Here is a 23,383-nt window from a genome sequence, read left to right as displayed (position 1 = left end):
GAAACAGTAACTCCGGTCGGGAGGACAGGACATGGGCGTTGAGGGCATTGGCGCAAGCGTCAAACGTAAGGAAGACCGCCGTTTTATTACCGGCAAGGGCCGCTACGTTGACAACATCAAGTTGGTGGGCCTGACACACGCGCATTTCATCCGTAGTCCACACGCGCATGCCAAGGTCAAGGGCATCGATTCATCCGAAGCGATGAAAATGCCCGGCGTGGTCGCGGTGCTCACCGGCCAGCAGATCGTCGATGACAAGGTCGGCAATTTGATTTGCGGCTGGGCCATCACGTCGAAAGACGGCTCGCCGATGAAGATGGGGGCGTGGCCGGCGATGGCGCCGGAGACCGTGCGCTTCGTGGGGCAGGCGGTCGCTGTCGTGATTGCCGAAACCAAGAATCAGGCCAAGGACGCCGCGGAAGCCGTCGTCGTCGATTATGAAGAGCTTGAGGCCGTGCCCGATATCCGCGCGGCCATCAAGCAGGGCGCGCCGCAGTTGCATCCGGAAGCGCCGGGTAATGTGGTCTACGACTGGCATATCGGCGATGAGGCAGCGGTAAAAGGCGCCTTTGCCAAGGCCGCGAACGTGGTGGAAATGGACCTCACCAACAACCGCCTTGCGCCGAATCCGATGGAACCGCGCTCGGCGATCGCCGACTACGACACGGCCGAAGAGCACTACACGCTCTACACGACTTCGCAGAATCCGCATGTCGCCCGTCTTGTTCTGTCGGCCTTCTACAACATCGCGCCTGAGCACAAGCTGCGGGTTATTGCGCCTGACGTCGGTGGGGGCTTCGGCTCCAAGATCTACATCTATCCGGAAGAGATGGTGGCGCTGTGGGCGTCGAAGAAGGTCGGCCGCCCGGTGAAGTGGACCAGTGATCGGACCGAAGCCTTCCTCACCGATCACCATGGCCGCGACCATATCTCGAAGGCGGAGATGGCGTTCGACAGGGACAACAAGATCCTGGGGCTTCGGGTCAAGACCCACGCCAATTTCGGCGCCTACATGTCGCTGTTCTCGTCAGCGGTACCGACCTATCTCTATGCAACGCTGTTGTCCGGCCAGTACATGATCCCGGCCATCTATGCCGAGGTGATGGGTGTCTACACCAACACCACGCCGGTCGATGCCTACAGAGGTGCGGGGAGGCCCGAGGCGAGCTATCTGCTGGAACGCATGATGGAAACCGCGGCGCGTCAGTTGAAGGTCGATCCGACCGAACTGCGCCGTAAGAACTTCATCACGACGTTTCCGTATCAGACGCCTGTGATCATGGCCTATGACATCGGCGATTTCGGCGCTTCGCTCGATGCCGCGATGAAAGCAATCGATTACGCTGGCTTCGCGGGCCGGAAGGCCAAAGCCAAGTCGGAAGGCAAGCTGCGCGGCATCGGCGTCTCCTGCTACATTGAGGCCTGCGGCATCGCGCCGTCAAAGGCGGTCGGCAGCCTGGGCGCCGGCGTCGGCTTGTGGGAATCGGCCGAAGTCCGCGTCAATCCGGTCGGCACCATCGAGATCCTCACGGGATCGCACAGCCACGGCCAGGGCCATGAGACGACGTTCGCACAGTTGATTTCGGAGCGCTTAGGCGTCCCGATCAGCCAGGTACAGATCGTCCACGGCGACACCGACAAAGTGCAGTTCGGTATGGGCACCTACGGTTCGCGCTCGCTCGCGGTCGGTGGCGCGGCCATCATCAAGGCGATGGAGAAGGTCGAGGCCAAGGCCAAGAAGATCGCAGCCCACGCGCTGGAGGCTTCCGAGGGCGACATCGTGATCGAAAACGGCGAGTTCAAGGTTGCCGGCACCGACAAGGCGATCGCGCTGCCGATGGTGGCGCTCGCCGCTTATACTGCGCACAACCTGCCTGACGGCATGGAGCCGGGCCTGAAAGAAACGGCCTTCTACGACCCGACCAACTTTACCTTCCCGGCCGGCACCTATATCTGCGAACTCGAGGTCGATGCCGGCACTGGAAAGACTTCGTTCGTCAACTTTGTCGCGGCCGATGATTTCGGCCGGTTGATCAACCCGATGATCGTCGAGGGCCAGGTCCATGGCGGGCTTGCGCAAGGTATCGGCCAAGCGCTGCTCGAGCACGCCGTCTATGATACCAACGGGCAGCCGGTGACGGCGTCATTTATGGACTACGCTATGCCGCGCGCCGACGACCTGCCGTCGTTCCAATTGAGCCACACCACCACGCTGTGTCCCGGCAATCCGCTCGGTGTCAAGGGTTGCGGCGAGGCCGGCGCGATCGGCGCATCTGCCGCCGTGATCAACGCGATCACGGATGCCATTGGCAACAACAAACTCGAAATGCCGGCGACGCCCAATCGGGTCTGGCACGCCATTCACGGCGAAGCGCAGTAGGGAGCATTGCCATGTACGAGACAACTTACCACCGCGCCTCCAGCGTTGACGAAGCCGCGACGATGTTCACTAAAGGCTCGGAATCGAAATACCTTGCCGGCGGCCATACGCTGATTCCCGTCATGAAGCAGCGTCTAGCATCGCCCTCCGACATTATCGATCTCGGAAAGATCGAGGAACTCATCGGCATCGAAGCGTCGGGTGACGCGGTGACGGTCAAGGCAGCGACGACTCACTGCGACGTGGCTACCAGCAAGACTGTGCAAACGGCGATTCCGGCACTGGCGTACCTCGCCTCGCTGATTGGCGATCCGGCCGTGCGGCATCGTGGCACCATCGGCGGCTCGCTCGCCAACAACGATCCCGCCGCAGATTATCCGGCCGCGGTTCTGGCGATAGGCGCCACCATCAAGACCAACAGGCGGTCAATTGCGGCAGATGATTTCTTCGAGGGCTTGTTCACCACCGCGCTGGAGGAGGGGGAGATCATCACCGCCGTGTCTTTCCCAATCCCGGCGAGGGCCGGCTACGCCAAATTTCCACATCCGGCCTCGCGCTTTGCATTGGCCGGTGTGTTCGTGGCCAAGACCAAGTCGGGCGAGGTTCGCGTCGCCGTGACGGGGGCTTCACAAAGCGGCGTCATGCGAGCGCCGGCGATAGAGGCGGCCCTGCAGGCGGACTGGTCGGCGGCCGCACTCGACGATGTGGCGATCTCAGACGACGGCTTGTTGAACGATCTTCATGGCTCCTCGGACTATCGCGCTCACCTGATTAAGGTGATGGCGCAGCGAGCGCTGGCAGTTTGAATATACGATGTCTGGCAATGGATGAACTAGCATTTCGCACCGATGCAACCGCGCTTGCCATCGATGAAGTCAAGGTGGTGACGATACCCCGGGGCGGAATGATTGACATTGCTCCAACACCGTTGCCGCCTTTTGCCGGGCTTACCAAAGCTTTGCCCTCCATTCGGCCAGTACGAATGATTAGAAGGAGTAAGGGAATGGATCAATCGATATGCAAGGGGCGCTGAGTGTGACCCCCATTCAGCGGACGGAAAGAGCTATTGCGGCCGCGAACGGGGAAGATTCGTTGGAGGCCCCGGTGGAACTGGTGCGTACCTATACCGCGGTCGTCAACGCGATCACGGCGAATGTCCTTAATGCCCAGGCGGGGTCTGAATGGCTGAGCGCCGAACCGCAAAATCTCGAAGAGGTCCGACGTTCGCTCAACAGCATTGCCGACGATGGTATGCGAGCAGGAGAAGCCCTCGTTCGACTTCGATCGCTCATGGAGAAGGTGTCGATCGTGGATGGAGCCCGTGGACCTTGAGCTGAAACTGCTTCCCTTAGAGCACGCCCCTCACCTCAAGCCACGCGTGGAGATCTGCATTGGCGACGTTTAAGGCGATTAGGATTGACAAGGCGGACAAGGGCACCGTTGCCAGGCTCACCCAGTTCGACGAAGCGGACCTGATGGATGGCGACGTCACAGTGCGGGTGGAATGGTCGGCGCTGAATTACAAGGACGGTCTTGCCCTCACCGGCAAGTCGCCGGTCGTACGGCGTTTTCCAATGATTCCGGGCATCGATCTTGCGGGCACGGTCGAGCAGTCGTCGCATCCGCATTGGAAGGCCGGCGACAAGGTGATCTGTAACGGCTGGGGGCTGGGCGAGACACATCTGGGCGCTTATGCCGAGAAGGCTCGCGTCAACGGAGATTGGCTGGTGCGTGTCCCTGACAGCATGTCCGTGCGCAACGCGATGGCGATCGGCACTGCCGGCTATACGGCTATGCTGGCAGTACTTGCGTTGGAGCGGCATGGCATTACCCCGGCGAGCGGTCCGATTGTAGTGACCGGCGCGGCAGGCGGTGTCGGCTCGGTGGCCATCTCGGTGTTGTCGAAGCGTGGCTACGAGGTGATCGCATCGACCGGGCGCATGTCGGAGGCCGACAATCTGCGCCACCTCGGTGCGTCCGAGGTGATCGATCGCAATGAGCTCACCGGCCCAGCCAAGCCGCTGGCCAGAGAACGCTGGGCAGGCGGGATCGATAGCGTGGGCTCAACCACGCTGGCTAATCTCGTGTCGATGACGAAGTACCGGGGGGCCGTCGCGGCTTGCGGCCTCGCGGGCGGCATGGATCTGCCGACCTCGGTGGCGCCATTTATTTTGCGGGGTGTATGTCTATTGGGTATCGATTCTGTGATGTGCCCAATTGAGCTGCGAAAGGCCGCATGGGTCAGTCTGGTCAGTGACCTGGATTCCAGGAAGTTATCCGAAATCACTCACGAGATTGGGCTTGATCAAGTGTTCGATAGAGGCTCCGAAATCCTCGAGGGGCGGATTCGTGGTCGAATTGTTGTAAAAATTGCCTAAGAGATTGAGTATTCGTCCATGGGCGGTCGGTGAAACAGGCCGAACAGGCATATCGGCCCGGACAGCGCAACGGGTAGGCGTGCCCGTAAGCCTCTTGGGCAACCTTGGGACGGTGTTCGTGTGTCTTGGCAAGGACGACCGGCTCCGGGCGTCTTCGTCAGATGAGCTGTTGACCGAAGCTATCGACACCGCCATGCGTCGAAAGCCTCTTGGGCATGATTTCATCTTTGACCGCCGGTCGGTCACCGACGAGCCCGCCACATGTCGATGACCGGTAGCTGATGAGAGCGACCGCCGCAATGCTCGAACCTGACTGTAAGGTAGCCGTGCGCGACAGCGAGATGTCCTGCCCCATTCTGGCCGCTCTCGTTTACAACGAGCAGGCCTATCCGGACGACATCTTAAAGGAAGTAGTTGACCGCTGTCGCGCGCGGGGTTTCCGTTTGGCGGGCGTCGTTCAGCATAGGTCACGTGAAGCCGGTCATCGATGTGACATGCTGCTCGAGGATCTGGCAACCGGGCAGCAGTCTTCGATTTTCGCGGGCCGAGGCCGTGGCGCCAAGGGGTGCCAACTGGACCAAGATGCCATGCTGCAGGTCGTGTCGCAGATTGAGCGGGAGCTGAAGGGCAGCCCGAAACTCCTGATACTGAACAAGTTTGGCAAAGTCGAAGCCGAAGGCGCGGGTATGCGCGATCTGATCGCGAAAGCGGCCTGGATGGGCATCCCGGCGATCGTTGGTGTTCCTGTGTGCAATCTCCACGCTTGGAGGGAGTTTGCGGGAGAATTGTCAGCCGAACTGCACGATTCGCGCGACGTCGAGGGGTGGCTGGTTCGGACGGTAAGCGGCACACCTTTGGAAAAGGCAGCGATGATGGACCTGCCTCCTTAGAATCGTTTGTGTGTCGGGGACATATGCTTCAAGAGCTACCGCCGTCGTTTTGCGATCATCGGACTGGGTGCTTCAGGTCCGTTGGATCTGACTATCGGAGGCCTTGGGGATCTTTGAATGGACGAGTTGACGAACCGCAAGTCCGGACCGGTCGTTGGTCCATCGACAGGATTCGTCGGCGTACGAGGCGCCCGTGGACATAACCTCAAGGACGTATCGGTGGATATTGCGCGGGGCGCGCTGGTTGTGTTCACCGGCATTTCCGGATCGGGGAAATCATCGCTCGCGTTTGGGACGTTGTACGCCGAAGCACAACGCCGCCACCTGGAGTCGGTCTCTCCTTATGCGAGGCGCTTGTTTTTCCAGATGGCGGTCCCGCAAGTCGATGCAATCGACGGCTTGCTTGGCAGCTTCACTGCTGGAATAGCTCTGCAAAGTGTGCTCTGGCAGCCAGGACACATTGTGTTGGATGGCGGGTCAGACAGCTCCCGGCCAGTTTTCAAGGCAGGCAGATTGCGATCCGGGATAGCTGCCTCCTGGTTCACTACCAAATATGGCGTCCCGTTATCGGCAATGCTCCTGCGGCCTTGTAGGTACGCATCGCAAAGCTTGAGGAGATCGCTCGCGTCTCGACGATCATGCGCGAAACCGGCTGACCGGGCTTTGACAGGTGCCTATCGTGGCAAGTGTCGACGGAGGCGGCATCAAAGCCGGCTACTTGCCCTGCGTAATGCCGAACGAGGCAAGCCGGTTTCGCATATTGCTCAGTAGCCGCGCCGCCGCGGGCGACAATGGCCGGGCACGGCGTGTAATCAGCCGTAGCTTGGCCTTGGCACAAATGGTGTGGTCAATATCCAGCATGACGACCTCACCGCGCGCGACGTCGGGGGCGGCGGCGACGCCGGAGCCGAGGATCGCGACGCCTTGCGTCGCCCTGACATAGCGCCGCAGGGCTACCACTGAGCTGCTGATGAAGGTCGGCCGAAGCTTGACGTGCTCGGAATATTCTAGCGCATCGATCAATTGGCTGACGCCATAACACTCGCGGCATCGATGCAAACGGGAATTCCGCCAACTGGTTCATGGTGATCGGACGGCGGTGCCGCGTGAGCGGATGGTCGACGCGGACCAGCAGTCGGGCTGGCGCAGGCACGCTTGCGATGAACTGGATGCGGGGATCGGCCTGCGGATTATACGCCAGTCCAATATGGGCGGCGTCCTCTCCGACCTGATTCATGATGTCCAGGACGGGTAGCGGGTCGATCGCAATCGACAACTTCGGGTGCTGCGCACAGAACGGGCCCACGATGTGCTCGATCAGATGATCGACATAGCCTTCGCTCAACACGATCCTGACATAGCCCTCGTCCAGCCTGTCGATGGCCTCCAGCCGCTCCGTCAACTGCTGGCGATGGGCCTGACAGCTGCGCCAATACTCGAGGACATGGGCCGCCGCATCATTCAGCTTCATGCCGCGCGCCTGCCGCTCGAACAGTTTTAGCCCGAGCTCTTTCTCGAGCAGCACGATCTGGCGGGTGATGACTGAGGGCGCCGTGTTCAATTGGTCGGCGGCACCACGGATCGTGCCGTGCCGGCAGACGGCCTCGAAATAGCGCAGGCGGCTTTGACTCGGTTCTCGCATGATCGGCCTCTGTTGCTATTTGGGCAACGAACCAGAACAAAGATTGCTGTTGCTCGAACGCAGGTCAAGCCCATTCTCCCACACGTCCAGCCGGTGCGGATTTCAATCGGCAACGACAGCGTAGGTCGGAAGGCCGGCCGTCCATCGAAATTGCGAGCCAGACCAGCACGAACCGCCCACAGCCTCCGTACGGCAGGCGGTGAGCCCGCACGCGGTCAACAAGGAAGAGGAAGCTCCGTTGAAGATTCTAGTCGCCGGCTTTCAACATGAAACCAACACGTTCGCGCCGTCCAAGGCCACCTACGAGAGCTTCGTCCGGGGCGAGGACTTTCCGAGCCTCGTGAGGGGCGAGGATGTCCTGAGCCTGCTGGACGTGAACATTCCGATCGGCGGCTTCATCAAGCATGTCCAGGCGCATGGGCACGAGGTGTTGCCTGTGATCTGGGCAGGCGCCGGCGCGTCAGCTCACACCACTGAGGACGCCTACGAGCGGATCGCGGGCGAAATTCTCGAGGCGGTCAAGCGCAAGAATTACGATGCGATTTATCTCGACCTGCACGGTGCGCAGGTGACCGAGCATCTCGATGACGGGGAGGGCGAGTTGTTGGCGCGGGTTCGCGCGATCGTCGGGCGCGAGATCAAGATCTCTGTGTCTCTCGACTCGCACGCCAACGTCACCGATCAGATGCTTGAGTTGGCCGACGCGGTCGTTGCCTACCGCACCTATCCGCACGTTGACATGGCCGACACCGGACGGCGCGCCGCCGAGCTGCTGCTTCATCTGGTGTCGTCGCGCGCGCCGCTTCACCGCGCAGCTAGGCGCATCCCCTTCCTGATCCCCGTCAACGCGATGTCGACCATGCTGCAGCCGGCGCGCGGCGTTTACGACTTGCTGGAACAGCAAGAGGGTGCTGTGACCTCGCTGTCATTCGCACCGGGCTTTTCCGCGGCCGACTTTCCCGAATGCGGCGCCACCGTCTGGGGTTATGGCAGCGACCGCGATGCGGTCGAACGTGCCGTGGGACGGATCTACCAGCACATCGTCGATGCCGAGCAAGCTTGGAGCATCGAGTTTGAAGATGCCGACAATGCCGTGGTGCGCGCCATAGCGATCGCACGGACCGCGAAGCGTCCGGTCATCCTTGCCGATACGCAGGACAATCCGGGTGTCGGTGGTAACTCCAAAACAACGGGCCTGTTGAAGGCGCTGATCCGGCACGGTGCCAAGGATGCGGCGATTGGCCTAATCTGCGATGCCAAGGCCGCTGCCGCCGCCCATGCCGCCGGTGTCGGCGCCGAGATCTCTATCGATCTCGGCGGATGCGCCGAGGTCCTGGGCGACAGCCCGTTGACCGCCCGCTTCCGGGTCGAAACGCTGTCAGACGGCAAGCTCATCTATGGCGGGCCGATGATGAATGGCAAGCAGGCCAATCTTGGCCCGACCGCCTGTCTGAAAATCGACGACATCCGCATCGTCGTGACCTCGGCGAAAGCCCAGTTGCTCGATCGCAACATGTATCGGACCGTCGGTATCGATCCGGAAAAGATGAGCATCCTGGTCAACAAGAGCTCGGTGCATTTCCGTGCCGACTTCGCGGCCATCTCCGAGGAGATCATCGTGGTGGCCTCGCCCGGGCCGTTCCTGGCCGATCCGACCGCGCTGCCGTGGAAGCATCTGCGTGACGGCATTCGGCTCGGTCCGAACGGTCCCGTGTTCAAGGCCGCAACCCACGCAACACCTGCCAAACTCTCGGCGTAGAGCCTCGATCACCCCGCCAGCCCTCCTGGTGCGAGCCAGGGAAGCGGACGATGGAGAAGGTCAAGATGAGCATCTATCAACGTCTTCAGGCCATGGACATCGTGCTGCCGCCGATCATAGCGCCGGCGGCGTCCTACGCGCCCTATCTGCGTACGGGCCAAACTCTGCATTTGTCCGGTCACCTCGCCAGGCGCAATGGTGCGGTCTGGACCGGCCGACTCGGCGATGACATCGCGCTGGAGGAGGGCCGGTCTGCGGCGCGCGCCACCGCGATCGATTTGCTTGCGACGTTTCAGCATGCGACCGGCAATCTCGACTCCATCGCGCGCATTGCCACGCTGACCGTCATGGTCGCCTCGGTGCCGAATTTCTTCGAGCAGCATCTGGTTGCCAACGGCGCGAGCGAGCTGTTCGGCGAGGTGTTTCCAGACAAGGGACCGCATGCGCGAAGCGCATTCGGTGTCGTCCAGCTTCCGCTGCGCGCTGTGTCGAGATCGAGCTGATCGCCGAACTTGCCCAGCCAGGGGCCGCCTAGGCCGCGCTCGACATTCAAACATTCGAACAAGCAATAGGAGGGGGCAAATGACTGATAGGCGTTCATTCCTGGCAATGACTGGCGGCCTCATACTTGCAGCTGCAGCGCCGCGGAAAAGCGTTGCCGCGGGACCGAAGGTCCTGCGCGTCGTGCCGCAGTCAGATCTGAAGATTCTCGATCCGATCTGGACGACTGCGATCATCACGCGCAATCACGGCTATGCCATTTACGACACGCTGTTCGGTGTAGACGGCCAGGGCCAGGTCAAGCCTCAGATGGTCTCCGAATACAGTCAGAGCGACGATGGCAAGGTGTGGATCTTCACGCTCCGCAAGGGCCTCAAGTTCCACGATGGCGCGCCGGTGACGTCGGCGGACGTCATCCAGTCGCTCAAGCGCTGGGGGGCGCGCGACAATCTCGGCCAAAGATTGCTGGCGGCAACCGCCTCGCTGGATGCCAAGGGCGACGACACATTCATCCTCACGCTCAAGCAGCGTTTTGGACTGGTCCTGGAAGCGCTGTCGAAGCCGGCGTCGGTGCCTCCCTTCATCATGCCCAAGCGGGTCGCAGAAACTTCCCCGGATCAACAGATCACCAGCCAGATCGGTTCCGGACCGTTCGTCTTCAAGACGGACGAATATCGGCCGGGCGAACGGGTCGTCTATGTCAAGAACACGGATTACGTGCCCCGGAACGAGCCGGCGTCGGGAACAGCGGGCGGCAAGGTGGTCAATGTCGACCGCATGGAATGGATCATTCTGACCGACGGCCAAACCCAGACCAATGCCATCATCAACGGTGAAGTCGACCTGATCGAATGGGTGCCGGCCGATCAATATGTGGCGCTGAGGAATAACCCGAAGATCGCGTTTGTGGATCTCGTGCCGAAGGGATCCTTCGCACTTCATCTCAACCATCTGTACCCGCCATTCAACAACCCGAAGATCGCGCAGGCGGCCTATATGACGATCAGCCAGGATGCGCTGATGAAGGCGCAGATGGTTCACCCCGATCTGTACAACACCAATACGTCGCTTTATCCGACGGGCACAGTCTACCATTCCGAAAAAATCTCCTACTACACAGGCAAGCCGCAATTTGCCCGCGCCCGCGCACTTCTCAAGGAGGCAGGCTACAACAACGAGCCGGTCGTGTTGATGTATCCGGCGAGTTTCGCGATCCTCAACAAATTCCCGCCCGTAATGGCGGCATTGTTGAAGCAGGCCGGCTTCAACGTCGATATGCAGTCGATGGATTGGCCGACACTGGTCGCGCGGCGTGCCCTGAAGACGCCTCCTGCTCAGGGCGGCTGGGGTGCCTTCATCACCGGCTGGAACATCCCGGACAACATCAACCCGCTGTTCTACGCACCGCTCACCGGCAACGGCGAAAACGGCTGGTTCGGCTGGCCAACCGACGCAAAGCTCGAGGCGCTCAAGGACGAGTTCTTGTTGGCGACAACCAATGAGCAGCGCAAGTCGCTGGCCGATCAGATCCAGGAGCGGAACTACGATGCGGCAATCGTCGCGCCGATTGGCGAGTACAAGACCATCACGGCAGCGCGCAAGGACGTGATCACCGGCACCGTCAGCTCACCGGTGTGTGTGTATTGGGGCATCCAGAAGGGTTGATCTCCGATGGCCATATTCCTTATCAGGCGGCTGATCGCCACGATTCCGGTCTTGTTGGTCGTGGCGGTCATCATCTTCCTCATGACGCGACTTGCGCCAGGGGATCCGGCGGCTGCGATCGTGGGCAATGATGCCAGCGCTGCGGCACTTGAGGCGGTGCGGGCGCAGCTCGGATTGAAGGACCCGCTGCTGCTGCAATTCGGACGCTGGCTGCTCGGCGTGCTGCATGGCGACCTCGGCCAGTCGTTCTTCATGAAGCAGCCTGTGTCCAAGCTGATCGGGCAGCGCATCGAACCGACCATTGCGCTGTCCACGCTCACGATCATCGTCACGATCCTGCTCGCCGTCCCGCTCGGAGTCCTTGCGGCATGGCGGCACGGTGGCTGGCTCGATCGTGGCTTGATGACGTTCTCGGCGCTCGGCTTCTCCGTGCCCGTGTTCGTGACAGGTTATGTCCTGATCTGGATATTTGCGCTCCGCCTGCAACTGCTGCCCGTGCAGGGCTATAACCGGATCGCCGACGGCGTGCTGCCCTGGTTGCGCAATTTGATCCTGCCGGCAACGACCCTGTCGATCGTCTACCTGGCCCTGATCGCGAGGGTCACCCGCGCCTCTGTCGCCGAAGCACTGACCGAGGACTTCATCCGAACCGCTCGCGCCAAGGGTATCTCTGAATTGCGCGTCCTCATTCATCACGCTTTGCGCAATGCGGCCATTCCGATCGTGACGGTTATCGGCATCGGTATTGCGCTGTTGATCGGTGGCGTCGTGATCACGGAATCTGTGTTTGCCATTCCAGGATTGGGATCGTTGACGGTCGATGCGGTGCTGTCGCGGGATTTTCCACTGATCCAGGGCATCACGCTGCTGTTCGCGGCGATCTATGTCGGGATCAATCTGCTGGTCGATCTCAGCTATCTGTTGCTGGACCCTCGCATCCGCCAATAAGGAGGCTCGCGTGACTGAGGCAACCATTGAAACGCTCGCTGCGGCATCGCCCACGGCCAGCGCATTGCGTCGCCGGTCGATCTTTGCGCGACTGTTCAGCAATTGGTCGCTGCGGATATCGGGCCTGGTGCTCCTCGTTCTGGTGCTGATGGCGTTTTTTGCGCCCTGGCTCGGCACGCTGGACCCGACCGCGATCGATCCATCGATCAGCAATGCGCTCCCGGGGACACACGCTGATTTTACGACGCTTGACGGCAATGTCATCCCGCACTGGTTTTTGATGGGAACGGACAGCCTCGGGCGCGACATCTGGAGCCGGACGCTCTATGGCGGTCGCGTGTCGATCGTCGTGGGCCTTTCGGTTGCGGTATTCGCGGTCACGCTTGGCGTGGCGCTCGGATTGATGGCCGGCTACTTCAAGTGGCTTGATGGTCTTGTCATGCGGATCATGGACGGCGTCATGGCCATTCCGGGGATTCTGCTTGCCGTCACCCTGATCGCCCTGTTCGGCGGGACGCTGACCAGCGTGGTCGTTGCGATCGCCCTGCCGGAGGTGCCCCGTGTCGCACGGCTGGTTCGCTCGCTGGTCTTGAGTATCCGCGAAGAGCCTTATGTCGAGGCCGCTATCGCGCTGGCAAGTCCCACCTGGAAGATCCTGCTCCGGCACGTGCTTCCAAATTCCTTTGCGCCGCTGATCATTCAGGCAACCTATGTCTGCGCATCGTCGATTCTGGTGGAGGCCATTCTGTCCTTCCTCGGCATCGGTTTGCCAGCGGATCTGCCAAGCTGGGGAAACATCATGGCGGAAGGACGCTCCCGGTTCAATCAATTCCCCCACAACGTGCTGTTTCCGGGAATCTTCCTCGCGCTCACCGTTCTCGCAGTCAACATGCTGGGCGATGGCTTGAGAGATACGCTGGATCCCAAGTTCAACAAGCGTGGAGAGTGACATGACGACGACGCCAATCATGCCACGCAACGAACCCGTGCTTGCGGTCAACGAACTGACGATTCCGTTGCCGCCGAGGGCGGATCGCCCATACGCGGTCGAGAATGCGTCCTTTCAGGTCGATCAAGGCGAGACGGTCTGTCTGCTTGGAGAGTCCGGCTCCGGAAAATCGATGATCGCGAGCGCGATCATGGGGCTGTTGCCAACCGGGCTGCGTCCATCAGTCGGATCGATCAAGCTCGAAGGCCGTGAACTGGTCGGATTGGGCGAGAATGCGCTGCCGGGCTTGCGCGGGCCATCCATGGCCATGGTGTTTCAGGAACCGATGACCGCGCTCAATCCGGTGGTGACCTGCGGCGAGCAGATCGACGAGATGCTGCGCCAGCACGTCCGGATGCGTGCGGACGCACGCTTTCAGACAATCCTTCAGATGATGGCACGCGTCAATCTCCCAGACCCCGAGCGGCTCTATCGGTCCTATCCGCATCAACTCTCGGGCGGACAGCGGCAGCGGATCGTCATCGCGATCGCATTGGTACTGAAGCCCGTGCTATTGATCTGCGACGAGCCGACGACTGCGCTTGATGTGACAACCCAGGCCGAAGTCCTCAAGCTGATCCGCGAGCTGCAGGTCGAGAACGGCACGGCGGTCCTGTTCATCACCCACGATTTCGGTGTGGTCGCCGATATCGCCGATCGCGTGGTGGTGTTGCGCCTGGGACAAATGGTCGAGGCCGGGCGCAAGGAAGACGTGCTGAAGCGGCCTCAGCATCCCTATACGCGATCGCTGATGGCGGCTGTCCCTCCACTGAACCCCAAGACACGTCCGGCACGCGCTGATGCCGCTACGCTGTTGTCCGCAACGGACGTCTCCAAGAGCTTCGTTCGAGGCCAGTGGCCTGCGCGCAAGACGACGGTTGCAGCGGTCAAGCGGGTGTCCCTGTCGGTGGCGGCCGGTGAGACGGTCGGCATCGTCGGCGAATCCGGCTCGGGCAAATCGACATTTGCCCGCTGTGTCGCTCGCCTGGCTGAGCCGTCAGGCGGAACGATCGTCGTCAACTCGCGCAATGTCACCTATCTTAAGGCCCGCCAGCTGGTGCCGGTCCGGCACGACGTGCAAGTGATCTTCCAGGATCCCTACCGTTCGCTCAATCCGCGTCAGACGGTGGGCGCCTCGATCGTGGAGGGGCCGCTGAACTTCGGTGTATCGGCGGACATCGCCTGGCAGCGTGCGGAAGAATTGATGAGGCTGGTCCGCCTGCAGCCGGACGCGCTTCGTCGTTATCCAAACGAGTTCTCGGGCGGACAACGGCAACGTATCGCCATCGCGCGCGCGCTTGCTTGCCAGCCGCGCCTGATTATCGCCGACGAGCCGGTGTCCGCGCTCGACGTGTCCGTTCAGGCGCAGATTCTTCAACTCCTGGAAGACATTCAGTCACGGACTGGCGTCGGCATCTTGTTCATCACGCACGATCTGCGTGTCGCCAGTCAGTTGTGCGACCGGATCGTCGTGATGAGAAACGGACGGGTGGTGGAGCAGGGGACGACCCTCGAGGTCTTTGGTAGTCCGAAAGAAGATTATACCCGCCGACTATTCGCGGCTGCGCCCGGCCAAGGCTTTGCTTTCGGCGGTGATCTGCCGTCGGAGAATGTCGAGGTCGTCGCCTAAACCGCCGATTGCTACATGAGCTTACAAGCGCGGCTCATGCGGACACAGCCAAGATACAAGCGCACCTCACGATAGAATCGGGAATTCCCGTTAACTGGAGAGACGATATGGAAGACGTAGATCCCAAGCGACGTTTGCTGGTTGCCGCGGCGGGCATTGCCGCCGCGCTGCCATTCACCCGGATCAGCGCTGCAACTGCGCAAGGCGCCAGCCAGTCCACGCCGGACACGATCCGCGGCACCCACACGTCGTTCGGTACAATCAAGCAGATCGACGCGGGTGACCTGAACATTGGCTATGCCGATGTTGGTCCGGCGGATGGCAAGCCGGTCGTGCTGCTGCACGGCTGGCCCTATGATATCCATTGCTACGTCGATGTCGCGCCGCAGCTCGCCAAGGCGGGCTATCGCGTCATCGTTCCTTATGTGCGCGGCTATGGCTCCACCAAATTCCGCTCCGACTCCGCGATGCGCAACGCGCAGCAAGGGGCGGTTGCCGCGGACGTGATCGCATTGATGGATGCGCTCAAGATCAAGAGTGCCGTTGTCGGCGGCTGTGATTGGGGTGCACGCTCGGCGGCCATCGTCGCAGCGCTTTGGCCCGAGCGCTGCGAGGCCTTGGTGGCGGTCTCCGGTTACCTGATCGGCAGTCAGGCGCTCAACAAGGGGCCGCTGCCGCCCAAGGCGGAGTTGCTCTGGTGGTATCAATATTACTTCGCGACCGAACGGGGCCTGCTTGGATATCAGAAGTACACTAAAGAGTTCGCTCGGTTGGTCTGGGAACAAGCGTCACCAAAGTGGGCGTTTGACGACGCGACCTTCGAGCGTTCTGCGACTGCCTTTGCCAATCCCGACCACGTTGCAGTCTCGGTTCACAATTATCGCTGGCGCCTCGGACTTGCCGAGGGTGAAGCAAAATACGATGACATCGAGAAGAAGCTCGCGAGCTTCCCGAATATAAACGTTCCGAGCATCACTTTGGAAGGTGACGCAAACGGTGCTCCTCATCCTGAACCAAGCGTCTACGCGAAAAAGTTCAGCGGTAAATATCAACACAGGACGCTGACCGGCGGAATCGGTCACAATCTTCCGCAAGAGGCGCCGCTGGCATTCTCTCAAGCGGTCATTGACGCTGACAATCTTAGGGTTCAGACTCAATTGATCCAATAAGCGACGAGAGCGGCGAGGTGGACGGCGGCCAAGAAGTTTCTGGCAAGTTTGTCGTAGCGAGTAGCAACACGCCTGAAATCCTTGAGCCGGCAGAAACAGCGCTCGATAACATTGCGCCCTTTATAGAGGCGCTTGCTGAAGCTGTGGAGGGTTACCCGGTTGGATTTGTTTGGAATGACGGGTTTCGCGCCGCGATTGACGATTTCGGCGCGAAAGCCGTCGCCATCGTAGCCTTTGTCCCCAATGAGGGAAGACATGGGCGGCGCGAGCTTCAAAAGGGCCGGCCCTGCGGCAATGTCTGCGGCTTGTCCCGGAGTGAGATGAAATGCGCAAGGTTTGCAATCAGGGTCGCTCAGCGCGTGGATTTTCGTGGTCCGCCCACCGCGCGAGCGGCCGATCGCCTGTTCACACTCCCCCCTTTTCCGCCGCTCGCCGAGCGATGCGCTTTGATCGAGGTGGAGTCGATCGACAAAGCCACTCGGTCCTTGCCGCAGCGGGCGAGCGCTTCAAAGATCGCCTGCCAATGTCCGCGCTTAGCCCAGCGATTGAACCGATTGTAGATCGTCGTGTAAGGGCCATAGTCGGACGGGCAATCGCGCCAGCGTGCGCCGCACTGGAGCATGTGAATGATACCGCTGATAATGCGTCGATCGTCTTCGCGCGCCGGGCCGGTCTGGTTTGTTGGCAGATGCGGCTCTATCTGAGCCCACTGCTTGTCGTTGAGCCAGAACAGTCCTTTCCGCATCGAAGTCCCCCGTGCCGAATCAACTTGGCACCAGGGAATCAGAACTCGCTAATTAGGTACAGACCCTAAGTAATGGGATAGGTAAGCAAAATAGTCGACCTGCGACCGACTTTCATGCCGGTCGCAGGTCGATCATACGGACAGCGGGCATAAAGCCTTTGAAACTCCTTCGCAGAGGAGGAATTGACTGCCAATATTCGAACCGGCTCACCATTCGGAAGCACGTCTCACATTCGTCCGGGTTTCCAAGCCGTGAGGGAGACGCGCGGGGCGTACTGTGGCGGGTTTAAACTAGGCAACTACCCGCGAGGGGCCGGTCGATGCAGCACATTTGCAACATGACGAACGTAGCTATTGAAATCGTTGAGCTGAAAAAGGTTTCCTAAACCGTAGGCCGCATGTTCGAGTCATGCCGGGATCGCCAGTCTCCGACCGCAAGGAAACCCTTTAATTAAGGGGGTTTCTGCGCCGTACGCGCTCCGTTCCGGCGAAAAATGAGCGCCAAAACGATATTACCGTCCATTACGCTCAGTACCACTGATTACAACGGGTTACGCCCCAGTACCGTCTGTTCCGTGCAACACGGATGCAACACGGAAAGGTCGGTTTGTTCGCTGTTCGTCTGCGACCCGAAGGGTTTGTGGGACAGGCGGGCCGACAGCTCACCCATCGTTTGGCGAACGAAAAAAGGTGAAGGCGAGAGCCGATCCGTGACCGGATGCGGACTGCTGAAAGCGACCGTCAGAGCCGGCCTTGCTGACAAGCCGATCGGCCGAGGACGTCAACAAGTGCGCGCGCCGCCTCGATCGTCGACTGTTCTTTGAAGGCAATGCGAACGGAAGGCGGGGCCAGAGGTGGATTTGAAATGTTGTCGCCGTGGACGCTCAGTTCGATTGTGCCTTCGACGGTGTTTTCACCATCACCGCTCACTCTGAGCGGGAATGTGACGGGCCCCTGGGTCGCTCGATGGCCACGCGATGCGATCACGGGGTGATGATCGTCGACCGCTTCAAGTTCGTCGTGGCGGATGGCACGCGGTTCTCTCACCGGCGAGCGACGCTGAACGGCTTCCGTCTCGAGATGAAGCTCGATCCGGATGACCTTCCGGAGGGCGTGGAGCTGCCGACCTGATGGCAGTCGTTCGGTCAGCTACTCTGACCTCTTGCGATGTTTAACATTATTGAATCCCAAGATCGGAAAACTGCGCTAGGAGGGCCTTTTCAGAGGGGCAATTTCATGTTCGATCAAGCCACGACCACGCTTTTGCGCGTGGTGCTCCACGAGGTCTGCGCGAGCGTTTCTCGGTCAGAGACCGGTGCGCGCACGCATGTCGCTTCCAAGATGCTCGAGGCCGCCAACAGGGGCGAGATGTCGCCCGAGGGTCTCAGGCAGGTCGGTCGCGAAGCGCTCTCGCAAGCGCCGACGATGTGGCGCTGAGGAGCGAGGGGCGGGCGTGAATTTCCAAGTCACGGTGCTGAAGGTCCTGGTGAGTTATCCGGACGGGTTCGCCGTGATGGACGATCTCAAGCGCGACATGGCGCTGCTGGCGACCAGCGGTCGCGACTGGGCCGATCGTACCAGGCGGCTGGCCGCGCGCGTGCCGGACCTCGATATCTTTTCGCAAGGACTGGTCGTGCGCGAGAGCGGCGGCTGGAAGATCACCGACGAGGGACGCGCCGTGCTGGAATTCATGGAGGCGCGCCCCGCCGCCGGCCAGATCGTCGAAGTGTTTCCCGCCGAGTCGGCGGATGTGACGATACCCGCGCTACCGCTACCCGCAGAGCGGGCGAGGCGACGGCGCGAACGTCGGGAGCGCCGGCTCGAAGCCGCGGAACGGGCGCGGGCCGCCGCTTCCTAGCTGGCGGCGATGCCTTCAGAAGAGAACATTCCCGAGATCCATGCCGAAGCTCATGACCGCCAGCAGGGAAAGCAGCAGTCCGATTCCGCAGAAAATCGCGATGGTCTTGAGCTCTTCGTCGACATTCGAGCTGGTCGTTCGGGAAAGCGTCCGTGCCTCGGCGTCCATTGCTAAATCTTTCGCTAACTGGTGGGCTGGATTCTAGCCGATCATGGTGCTGAGGCGTGTGAACTGGTTCTCACAGTCCGCCATGGTGGCGAGCTTTGCGCATCTCAGGTTTCCGGAGCCTGGCGGCGGCGGGGCGTGATTTGCAGGAGGGTGGCAGCCGGGCGGCGCCCCGCCTTAGCACATTTGCTGCAGCGAAGCCGTCCAGCCAGATCATGGATGGCGGTGGTTGGCGGATGGCGCAGCGCCGCCAAATCGACCTCGCGTCGAGTCTTGCAGCGCGAGCATTCGATCTCGATCCATGAGTAGCCGCCGTTCACGGCTTGGTCGATCGACGGCGAAGGGTCGATGGGGCCGCCGTCGGCCCACATGCGCTCGTTCCAGCTTTCCGCGAGAAGCTTGTCGGCCTCGCGGATCAGAGCCTCGCCTTCTGCCCGACGTTCCTCGGATCGCCGGGCCAAGACCGTCGTCATCGCGCGCGACTTGGAGAGCTCTTTCCCGAGAGCCTTGCGATCTCCTCCGGAGAGGGGCGTTGGATGATAACGAGGAGCCATCTGGATAACCTGGCGTCAGGTGCACCGGCGCAGCTACTCGAACGAAGCCCAGCAACCGTCTTCTTCATGGCGGCCGGTGCGCGCCGTGCAGGTGTTGTTCAACAGGCGCTGGCCGACCTCTCGCCAAGTCGCGTCTGCTCCGTAGAAGCGAGTGGCGTCTGCCTTCTGAATTTCCACGATCCGTTCGCAGCGGCTGCAGGAGACCCGCAGCACGTGACGGCCGATCTCGAACAATTTCTGCGCCTCGATCGGCTTTTCGGTGCGGACGGCATCGGCGCGGGCATCTCCGAGGAGCGATGCCCAATACGCAGCCGGCAAGTCGTCGGTTGGACCGACGGCCGGTGTCGGTGGCTCGTTTTTGGCGACGATAGGGGCATCGGCGAGCTTCTGGATCTGTTTCGTGGTCGGAAAGCGCCAACTAGCGGGTCGGTCGGTCATGATCTGAATAGAACATAACAAGAACATAAGGTCGAGTCCGACTGTCAGAAAAATGCTTCCCATCTGCCTGGCGTATGTCGGAACCGGGTCGCGGTCGTTCGTCTTGAGTCCAAGCCGTCCGAACCGGAGTTTTGCGTACATGGCCCCCCGAGCGAACTGGAAAGGCTTCCTGCGTTTGTCCCTCGTCACCTGTCCGGTGGCGCTCTATTCGGCCACGTCCGAGAGCGAGAAGATCTCGTTCAACCAGCTCAACCGGCAAACCGGCCACCGCATCAAGTATCTGAAGGTCGACGCCGACACCGGCGACGAGGTGCCCAACGAGGACATCGTCAAGGGCTATCAGCTCGAGAAGGACCAGTTCATCGAGGTGACGAAGGAGGAGCTCGAGGAGATCGCCCTGGAGTCCACGCGCACCATCGAGATCGACGAGTTCGTAGACAAGGCCGATATCGATCCGCGCTACCTGATCCGTCCCTACTACATTCGGCCGGACGGCAAGGTTGGCCACGACGCCTTCGCGGTGATCCGCGAGACCATACGCGAGATGGACAAGGTCGCTATCGGTCGTGTCGTGCTGACCAACCGCGAGCACATCATCGGGCTGGAGCCGATGGGCAAGGGTCTCGTCGGTACGCTGCTGCGCTACCCCTACGAAGTCCGAGGCGAGCAGGAGTATTTCGACGAGATCCAAGAAGTGAAGGTCACGAAGGACATGCTGGATCTCGCCAAGCACATCGTGAACCAGAAGGCGGGCCGGTTCGAGCCCGACAAGTTCGAAGACCAGTACGAAACGGCGCTGGTCGAGCTCATCAACCAGAAGCGGGCCGGCAAGCCGATCGTGCCGAAGGAGCGCCCGCGCGGTGTGAACGTCGTCGATCTGATGGACGCGCTACGCAAGAGCGTCGGCGGCGCCGCCGCGGCCGAGACCGCGGCTCCGAAGAAGCCGGCCAAGAAGCCGAAGAAGGCAGCGGCCGGCCAGAAGGAGATGCTGATGCCGATCTCCGGCAAGAAGTCGGCGAAGGACGCTGCCGCCAAGAAGCCCGCCGCCGAGGCCAAGCGCAGGTCGGCATAGGTGCGGCCAAGTAGGAACCAAGCGGTCCACGGACCGGTTGCTCCGCCGCGACCATGGGAGGGTGCGCATGGACATGAGGGAAGCCTCCGCGATGACGGAAGCCTCGGGCGTCGTGGACGAACTGGACGGCGCCGGGCGCGCTTCCGGAGCAAGGTCAGGCGGCGCTGCGGGAGGAAATTTTCGTTCGCCGGATGCCGCGATGCGTCTAGCGGAGCGCTTGCGCGAGGTGACCGTGAAGGCGCCGCTGCAGTCGCTCTGCATCGCGTTCCTGCTGGGCGTGTGGGTGGCTCGCCGGCGCTAGAGCCGCGAACCGTTGCGCAAGCTTGATGCCGAGAAAGCTCAAGACATTTCAGACGTCTTGGGCTTCTACGATCTTGCGATCGCGGCCCCCTCGATGAAGGTGGCTCTGGAAGCCTGGGGCGCCGGCAGCAATCTCTTCCATCAGGGCTTCGCGAGAGAGGCCGATGACCCCGACGTCGTCGCGGCGACGATAGCCAAGCCCGGCATGGTCCTCAAGCGCCCCGCCGGATCGAACGGACGCTTCGCCGAGCACGCCGATTTGCCCTCTGACCTCGGCAGCGGTGAGACCGGTGGCCGACGAAAGAAGAGCCGTCGTCTGGAGCCGAAGAGGCGGCCGGCCCCCAAGATCAGCGAGAAGGATGCCAAGAAGGCCGCCGCGGATTTCGAGCGCGAGCAGAAGCGGCGGGACGTTGAGCGCCGCAAGGAAGAGGCGGCGAGGGCAAAGGAGCGCGCCACGCGCGAGAAGGCGGTCGCGAAAGCGCAGGCGGCGCTCGACAAGGCGCAGCGGGAGCACGAAGAGCGGAGCGAATCCCTCGATGCGGAGCGGACCGCGATCGAGAAGCGGGTCGAAGCCGAAGACACCCGGTGTGCGTTACTGCTTGGTGTTGCAGAACTGGCACGTGTCTGACCGTCTAGGGGCGCTATGAACCGCACAAAACACACGTTGGCTTTGGTTGGCTCGGTGCTGTCGACGGTCGCCATTTCAGGCGCAACTTACTTTCTGTTTTGGCATAAGAGCCTGACGGCAACTCTTTCCTTTGTGGCGGTCGTCCCGGTTTTTCTAATTATCGCGCTCGGCCTACTGAAATCAGCTCGCGGTAGGTGAGCACACCGCCGTGTGTCGGCTACGGGTCTTGGTCGTGTAAAAACACTGTTGCATGACGCGGACCAGCGCGGTTGAGCTCAGGCTACCGCAATTCGATCAATTTGGGCAAAGTTTACGGCCACTCGACCAGAACTCATCCTGACGCAATGTCGGGCTCTTTCACGCGCCCGATGACTCGCAAGGCGCGCGCCAGCGCCCGTATCACGCCCTCACCGCCGCCAGCAGCGGTTTCATCCCGACGATGTTCAGCACGCGTGTCAGATTGTAGCCGAGCACGCACAGCGCCATCTCGGTCGCTACTTTCGGCAGCGTCACGCACAAGAAGTGCGTCGCGCCCATGCGCATCTTCAGTGTGCCGAACGGATGCTCGACGGTCTCGCGGCGTGTGCGCATGGCGTTTGGATTCTTGTCGAGCCGCGCCTGAGCGCGTTCGAGAACGTCCTCGTGCACCCACCGCTTGATACGACGTTGCGGGCTCGGCGTGCACTTCGATTTGAGTGGACAGGTTGTGCAGGCGTTCGTCCAATAGTTGCGCAGCTTCTGGCCGTCTTCCTCGCTGGTATAATAATATTTGAGTTGCTTACCGGCCGGGCAGCGATAAACATCCCGATCTGGCAGATAAGCAAAGTCCTGTTTGCCGAAGCGCCCCGAAGCCTTCGCACCCGATGTCATCGGCTTAGGCAACGTCACCGTGATGCCAGATTGCTCGCACGCCAGGATTTCTTCGCCCTTGAAGTAGCCGCGATCGGCGACGACGTCGAGCGTGTCGGCCTCAAGAATGGCTTTGGCCTGCTGTGCTATGTTTGCAAGTTGTGACCGGTCTGAGCCACTTGTTGTCACCTCGTGCGCGACGATCGGATGGTTTTCTGTATCGACCGCCGTCTGCACGTTGTAGCCGACGATGCCGGAACCACGGCCGCTCGTGGCCATCGAACGGCTGTCAGCATCCGTGAACGATATCTGCTGATCGGGCGACGCCAGAACCTGTTTTACGCATCCGGCGAGATTGACTGGACGGGCCGAATCTCGAAATGCGGCGATAAGATGCTGCGAAGTTACCTTTACGAGGCGGCCAATGTGCTGCTCACACGCGTAGCAAAATGATCAGCACTCAAAGCGTGGGGCATTCGGCTTGCCAAACGAAGCGGGCTACGCAAAGCCAAGGTTGCGGTTGCCCGAAACTTGCTGTCATTCTGCATCGGATGTGGATCGATGGTACCGAATTTAAATGGTCGTCAAAGGACACTGCTGATCAGCCTGCATAAAGGATAACGAGTTCCCGCCGAACAGCGGGAGTGAACCGTCCCTGCCGGGACGCTGGCGTTGGTGAGATCGCCCCTGGCTTTGCGGTGCTCGAGAGGGCAAAGCGCGCTTCACACATTGATCCGCTAACGTCATCTTACGCCATTATGCGGAGCACACGCCCCTACCGCGGAGAGAACCATGGACCCGGCAAGGATGTTCAAGGAGAGCTT

Annotated in this window: 22 protein-coding genes and 6 pseudogenes; 20 read left to right on the top strand and 8 right to left on the bottom strand. The window is 61.0% G+C overall.

The window, feature by feature from the left end; genetic code table 11:
- The first annotated feature begins 31 nt into the window (after window positions 1-31).
- The 4 genes from IVB19_RS31315 (at window position 32) to acuI (ending at window position 4,758) form a co-directional block, all read left to right on the top strand.
- On the top strand, window positions 32-2,380 hold the full coding sequence (locus tag IVB19_RS31315; protein WP_247820628.1) for a xanthine dehydrogenase family protein molybdopterin-binding subunit: 2,349 nt from the start codon (window positions 32-34) through the stop codon (window positions 2,378-2,380).
- 11 nt (window positions 2,381-2,391) lie between these two features.
- Window positions 2,392-3,186, top strand: coding sequence for an FAD binding domain-containing protein (locus tag IVB19_RS31310; RefSeq protein ID WP_247820627.1), 795 nt, complete (start codon window positions 2,392-2,394; stop codon window positions 3,184-3,186).
- Between the two features lie 298 nt (window positions 3,187-3,484).
- Window positions 3,485-3,712, top strand: coding sequence for a hypothetical protein (locus IVB19_RS31305; protein ID WP_247820626.1), 228 nt, complete (start codon window positions 3,485-3,487; stop codon window positions 3,710-3,712).
- A gap of 59 nt (window positions 3,713-3,771) precedes the next feature.
- A complete protein-coding gene (gene acuI / locus IVB19_RS31300; RefSeq protein WP_247820625.1) occupies window positions 3,772-4,758 on the top strand; it encodes an acrylyl-CoA reductase (NADPH) in 987 nt (328 codons plus the stop codon).
- Between the two features lie 157 nt (window positions 4,759-4,915).
- On the opposite strand, the gene IVB19_RS40520 is transcribed toward acuI, so the two are convergent.
- On the bottom strand, window positions 4,916-5,113 hold the full coding sequence (locus IVB19_RS40520; RefSeq protein WP_346283667.1) for a hypothetical protein: 198 nt from the start codon (window positions 5,111-5,113) through the stop codon (window positions 4,916-4,918).
- Between IVB19_RS40520 and IVB19_RS31290 the strand changes: the two genes are divergently transcribed.
- Window positions 5,040-5,648 (top strand): DUF2478 domain-containing protein, encoded by a 609-nt coding sequence (locus IVB19_RS31290; RefSeq protein ID WP_346283639.1) that lies wholly within the window; start codon window positions 5,040-5,042, stop codon window positions 5,646-5,648. The genes IVB19_RS40520 and IVB19_RS31290 overlap by 74 nt on opposite strands.
- A gap of 117 nt (window positions 5,649-5,765) precedes the next feature.
- Window positions 5,766-6,050 (top strand): annotated as a pseudogene (locus tag IVB19_RS31285) (excinuclease ABC subunit A); the annotation flags it as partial.
- 312 nt (window positions 6,051-6,362) lie between these two features.
- Here IVB19_RS31285 and IVB19_RS40140 read toward each other — a convergent pair.
- Together IVB19_RS40140 and IVB19_RS40135 are read right to left on the bottom strand one after the other, a co-directional pair.
- A complete protein-coding gene (locus IVB19_RS40140) occupies window positions 6,363-6,671 on the bottom strand; it encodes a LysR substrate-binding domain-containing protein (protein WP_253075553.1) in 309 nt (102 codons plus the stop codon).
- A gap of 76 nt (window positions 6,672-6,747) precedes the next feature.
- A pseudogene (locus IVB19_RS40135) lies at window positions 6,748-7,290 on the bottom strand (LysR family transcriptional regulator); the annotation flags it as partial.
- Window positions 7,291-7,528: 238 nt separating this feature from the next.
- Between IVB19_RS40135 and IVB19_RS31275 the strand changes: the two are divergent.
- The 7 genes from IVB19_RS31275 to IVB19_RS31245 all read left to right on the top strand — a co-directional run bounded on the left by IVB19_RS31275 (window position 7,529) and on the right by IVB19_RS31245 (window position 15,950).
- Window positions 7,529-9,049 carry a M81 family metallopeptidase gene (locus IVB19_RS31275; protein ID WP_247820624.1) on the top strand — a complete coding sequence of 507 codons (1,521 nt, stop codon included), beginning with the start codon at window positions 7,529-7,531 and terminating at the stop codon, window positions 9,047-9,049.
- 65 nt (window positions 9,050-9,114) lie between these two features.
- On the top strand, window positions 9,115-9,552 hold the full coding sequence (locus IVB19_RS31270; RefSeq protein WP_247820623.1) for a RidA family protein: 438 nt from the start codon (window positions 9,115-9,117) through the stop codon (window positions 9,550-9,552).
- A 79-nt stretch (window positions 9,553-9,631) separates the two neighbouring features.
- Window positions 9,632-11,215 carry an ABC transporter substrate-binding protein gene (locus IVB19_RS31265; RefSeq protein WP_247820622.1) on the top strand — a complete coding sequence of 528 codons (1,584 nt, stop codon included), beginning with the start codon at window positions 9,632-9,634 and terminating at the stop codon, window positions 11,213-11,215.
- A 6-nt stretch (window positions 11,216-11,221) separates the two neighbouring features.
- Entirely contained in the window at window positions 11,222-12,163 is a 942-nt protein-coding gene (locus IVB19_RS31260) for an ABC transporter permease (protein ID WP_247820621.1), read from the top strand.
- A gap of 10 nt (window positions 12,164-12,173) precedes the next feature.
- Window positions 12,174-13,112, top strand: a complete 939-nt coding sequence (locus IVB19_RS31255) for an ABC transporter permease (protein ID WP_247820620.1) — start codon at window positions 12,174-12,176, stop codon at window positions 13,110-13,112.
- Window position 13,113: 1 nt separating this feature from the next.
- Complete coding sequence (locus IVB19_RS31250) at window positions 13,114-14,781, top strand: dipeptide ABC transporter ATP-binding protein (protein ID WP_346283637.1); 1,668 nt, start codon at window positions 13,114-13,116, stop codon at window positions 14,779-14,781.
- Between the two features lie 107 nt (window positions 14,782-14,888).
- Window positions 14,889-15,950, top strand: coding sequence for an alpha/beta hydrolase (locus tag IVB19_RS31245; RefSeq protein WP_247820619.1), 1,062 nt, complete (start codon window positions 14,889-14,891; stop codon window positions 15,948-15,950).
- On the opposite strand, the pseudogene IVB19_RS31240 reads toward IVB19_RS31245, so the two are convergent.
- Window positions 15,935-16,695: pseudogene (locus IVB19_RS31240) on the bottom strand (IS5 family transposase). The gene IVB19_RS31245 and the pseudogene IVB19_RS31240 overlap by 16 nt on opposite strands.
- A gap of 966 nt (window positions 16,696-17,661) precedes the next feature.
- On the opposite strand from IVB19_RS31240, the gene IVB19_RS31235 reads away from it, so the two are divergent.
- The 3 genes from IVB19_RS31235 (at window position 17,662) to IVB19_RS31225 (ending at window position 18,553) form a co-directional block, all read left to right on the top strand.
- Window positions 17,662-17,826 carry a hypothetical protein gene (locus tag IVB19_RS31235; protein WP_247820618.1) on the top strand — a complete coding sequence of 55 codons (165 nt, stop codon included), beginning with the start codon at window positions 17,662-17,664 and terminating at the stop codon, window positions 17,824-17,826.
- 105 nt (window positions 17,827-17,931) lie between these two features.
- On the top strand, window positions 17,932-18,132 hold the full coding sequence (locus tag IVB19_RS31230; protein ID WP_247820617.1) for a hypothetical protein: 201 nt from the start codon (window positions 17,932-17,934) through the stop codon (window positions 18,130-18,132).
- Between the two features lie 16 nt (window positions 18,133-18,148).
- The gene (locus IVB19_RS31225) at window positions 18,149-18,553 is read left to right on the top strand and encodes a hypothetical protein (RefSeq protein WP_247820616.1); all 405 of its coding nucleotides are present in this window, start codon (window positions 18,149-18,151) and stop codon (window positions 18,551-18,553) included.
- Between the two features lie 15 nt (window positions 18,554-18,568).
- Here the strand turns inward: IVB19_RS31225 and IVB19_RS31220 are convergent, their stop codons facing one another.
- From IVB19_RS31220 to IVB19_RS31210, 3 genes are all read right to left on the bottom strand, one after another.
- On the bottom strand, window positions 18,569-18,721 hold the full coding sequence (locus IVB19_RS31220; protein WP_247820615.1) for a hypothetical protein: 153 nt from the start codon (window positions 18,719-18,721) through the stop codon (window positions 18,569-18,571).
- A 104-nt stretch (window positions 18,722-18,825) separates the two neighbouring features.
- Window positions 18,826-19,272 (bottom strand): zinc ribbon domain-containing protein, encoded by a 447-nt coding sequence (locus tag IVB19_RS31215; protein ID WP_247820614.1) that lies wholly within the window; start codon window positions 19,270-19,272, stop codon window positions 18,826-18,828.
- Between the two features lie 33 nt (window positions 19,273-19,305).
- The gene (locus tag IVB19_RS31210) at window positions 19,306-19,710 is read right to left on the bottom strand and encodes a hypothetical protein (RefSeq protein WP_247820613.1); all 405 of its coding nucleotides are present in this window, start codon (window positions 19,708-19,710) and stop codon (window positions 19,306-19,308) included.
- Between the two features lie 139 nt (window positions 19,711-19,849).
- Between IVB19_RS31210 and ku the strand changes: the two genes are divergently transcribed.
- From ku to IVB19_RS31195, 3 genes and pseudogenes are all read left to right on the top strand, one after another.
- A complete protein-coding gene (ku, locus tag IVB19_RS31205) occupies window positions 19,850-20,782 on the top strand; it encodes a non-homologous end joining protein Ku (RefSeq protein WP_247820612.1) in 933 nt (310 codons plus the stop codon).
- Between the two features lie 67 nt (window positions 20,783-20,849).
- On the top strand, window positions 20,850-21,083 hold the full coding sequence (locus IVB19_RS31200) for a hypothetical protein (protein WP_247820611.1): 234 nt from the start codon (window positions 20,850-20,852) through the stop codon (window positions 21,081-21,083).
- 25 nt (window positions 21,084-21,108) lie between these two features.
- Window positions 21,109-21,710, top strand: a pseudogene (locus IVB19_RS31195) (cell envelope biogenesis protein TolA).
- A 399-nt stretch (window positions 21,711-22,109) separates the two neighbouring features.
- Here IVB19_RS31195 and IVB19_RS31190 read toward each other — a convergent pair.
- Window positions 22,110-22,892, bottom strand: a pseudogene (locus IVB19_RS31190) (transposase); the annotation flags it as partial.
- A gap of 9 nt (window positions 22,893-22,901) precedes the next feature.
- On the opposite strand from IVB19_RS31190, the pseudogene IVB19_RS31185 reads away from it, so the two are divergent.
- Window positions 22,902-23,173: pseudogene (locus tag IVB19_RS31185) on the top strand (transposase); the annotation flags it as partial.
- Between the last annotated feature and the right edge of the window lie 210 nt (window positions 23,174-23,383).

The organism is Bradyrhizobium sp. 187, assembly GCF_023101005.1.
Lineage (GTDB): Bacteria > Pseudomonadota > Alphaproteobacteria > Rhizobiales > Xanthobacteraceae > Bradyrhizobium > Bradyrhizobium canariense_D.
The sequence above is the reverse complement of the archived record's forward strand: the minus strand, read 5'-3'. Positions and strand labels throughout refer to the sequence as shown.

Coding starts and splice junctions, on each gene's coding strand:
- IVB19_RS31220 (WP_247820615.1), bottom strand. CDS start 18,721: ATGGACGCCGAGGCACGGACGCTTTCCCGAACGACCAGCTCGAATGTC.
- IVB19_RS31230 (WP_247820617.1), top strand. CDS start 17,932: ATGTTCGATCAAGCCACGACCACGCTTTTGCGCGTGGTGCTCCACGAG.
- IVB19_RS31235 (WP_247820618.1), top strand. CDS start 17,662: ATGGCCACGCGATGCGATCACGGGGTGATGATCGTCGACCGCTTCAAG.
- IVB19_RS31250 (WP_346283637.1), top strand. CDS start 13,114: ATGACGACGACGCCAATCATGCCACGCAACGAACCCGTGCTTGCGGTC.
- ku (WP_247820612.1), top strand. CDS start 19,850: ATGGCCCCCCGAGCGAACTGGAAAGGCTTCCTGCGTTTGTCCCTCGTC.
- IVB19_RS31210 (WP_247820613.1), bottom strand. CDS start 19,710: ATGACCGACCGACCCGCTAGTTGGCGCTTTCCGACCACGAAACAGATC.
- IVB19_RS31310 (WP_247820627.1), top strand. CDS start 2,392: ATGTACGAGACAACTTACCACCGCGCCTCCAGCGTTGACGAAGCCGCG.
- IVB19_RS31215 (WP_247820614.1), bottom strand. CDS start 19,272: ATGGCTCCTCGTTATCATCCAACGCCCCTCTCCGGAGGAGATCGCAAG.
- IVB19_RS31290 (WP_346283639.1), top strand. CDS start 5,040: ATGAGAGCGACCGCCGCAATGCTCGAACCTGACTGTAAGGTAGCCGTG.
- IVB19_RS31270 (WP_247820623.1), top strand. CDS start 9,115: ATGAGCATCTATCAACGTCTTCAGGCCATGGACATCGTGCTGCCGCCG.
- IVB19_RS40520 (WP_346283667.1), bottom strand. CDS start 5,113: ATGGGGCAGGACATCTCGCTGTCGCGCACGGCTACCTTACAGTCAGGT.
- IVB19_RS31200 (WP_247820611.1), top strand. CDS start 20,850: ATGGACATGAGGGAAGCCTCCGCGATGACGGAAGCCTCGGGCGTCGTG.
- IVB19_RS31315 (WP_247820628.1), top strand. CDS start 32: ATGGGCGTTGAGGGCATTGGCGCAAGCGTCAAACGTAAGGAAGACCGC.
- IVB19_RS31260 (WP_247820621.1), top strand. CDS start 11,222: ATGGCCATATTCCTTATCAGGCGGCTGATCGCCACGATTCCGGTCTTG.
- IVB19_RS31265 (WP_247820622.1), top strand. CDS start 9,632: ATGACTGATAGGCGTTCATTCCTGGCAATGACTGGCGGCCTCATACTT.
- IVB19_RS31245 (WP_247820619.1), top strand. CDS start 14,889: ATGGAAGACGTAGATCCCAAGCGACGTTTGCTGGTTGCCGCGGCGGGC.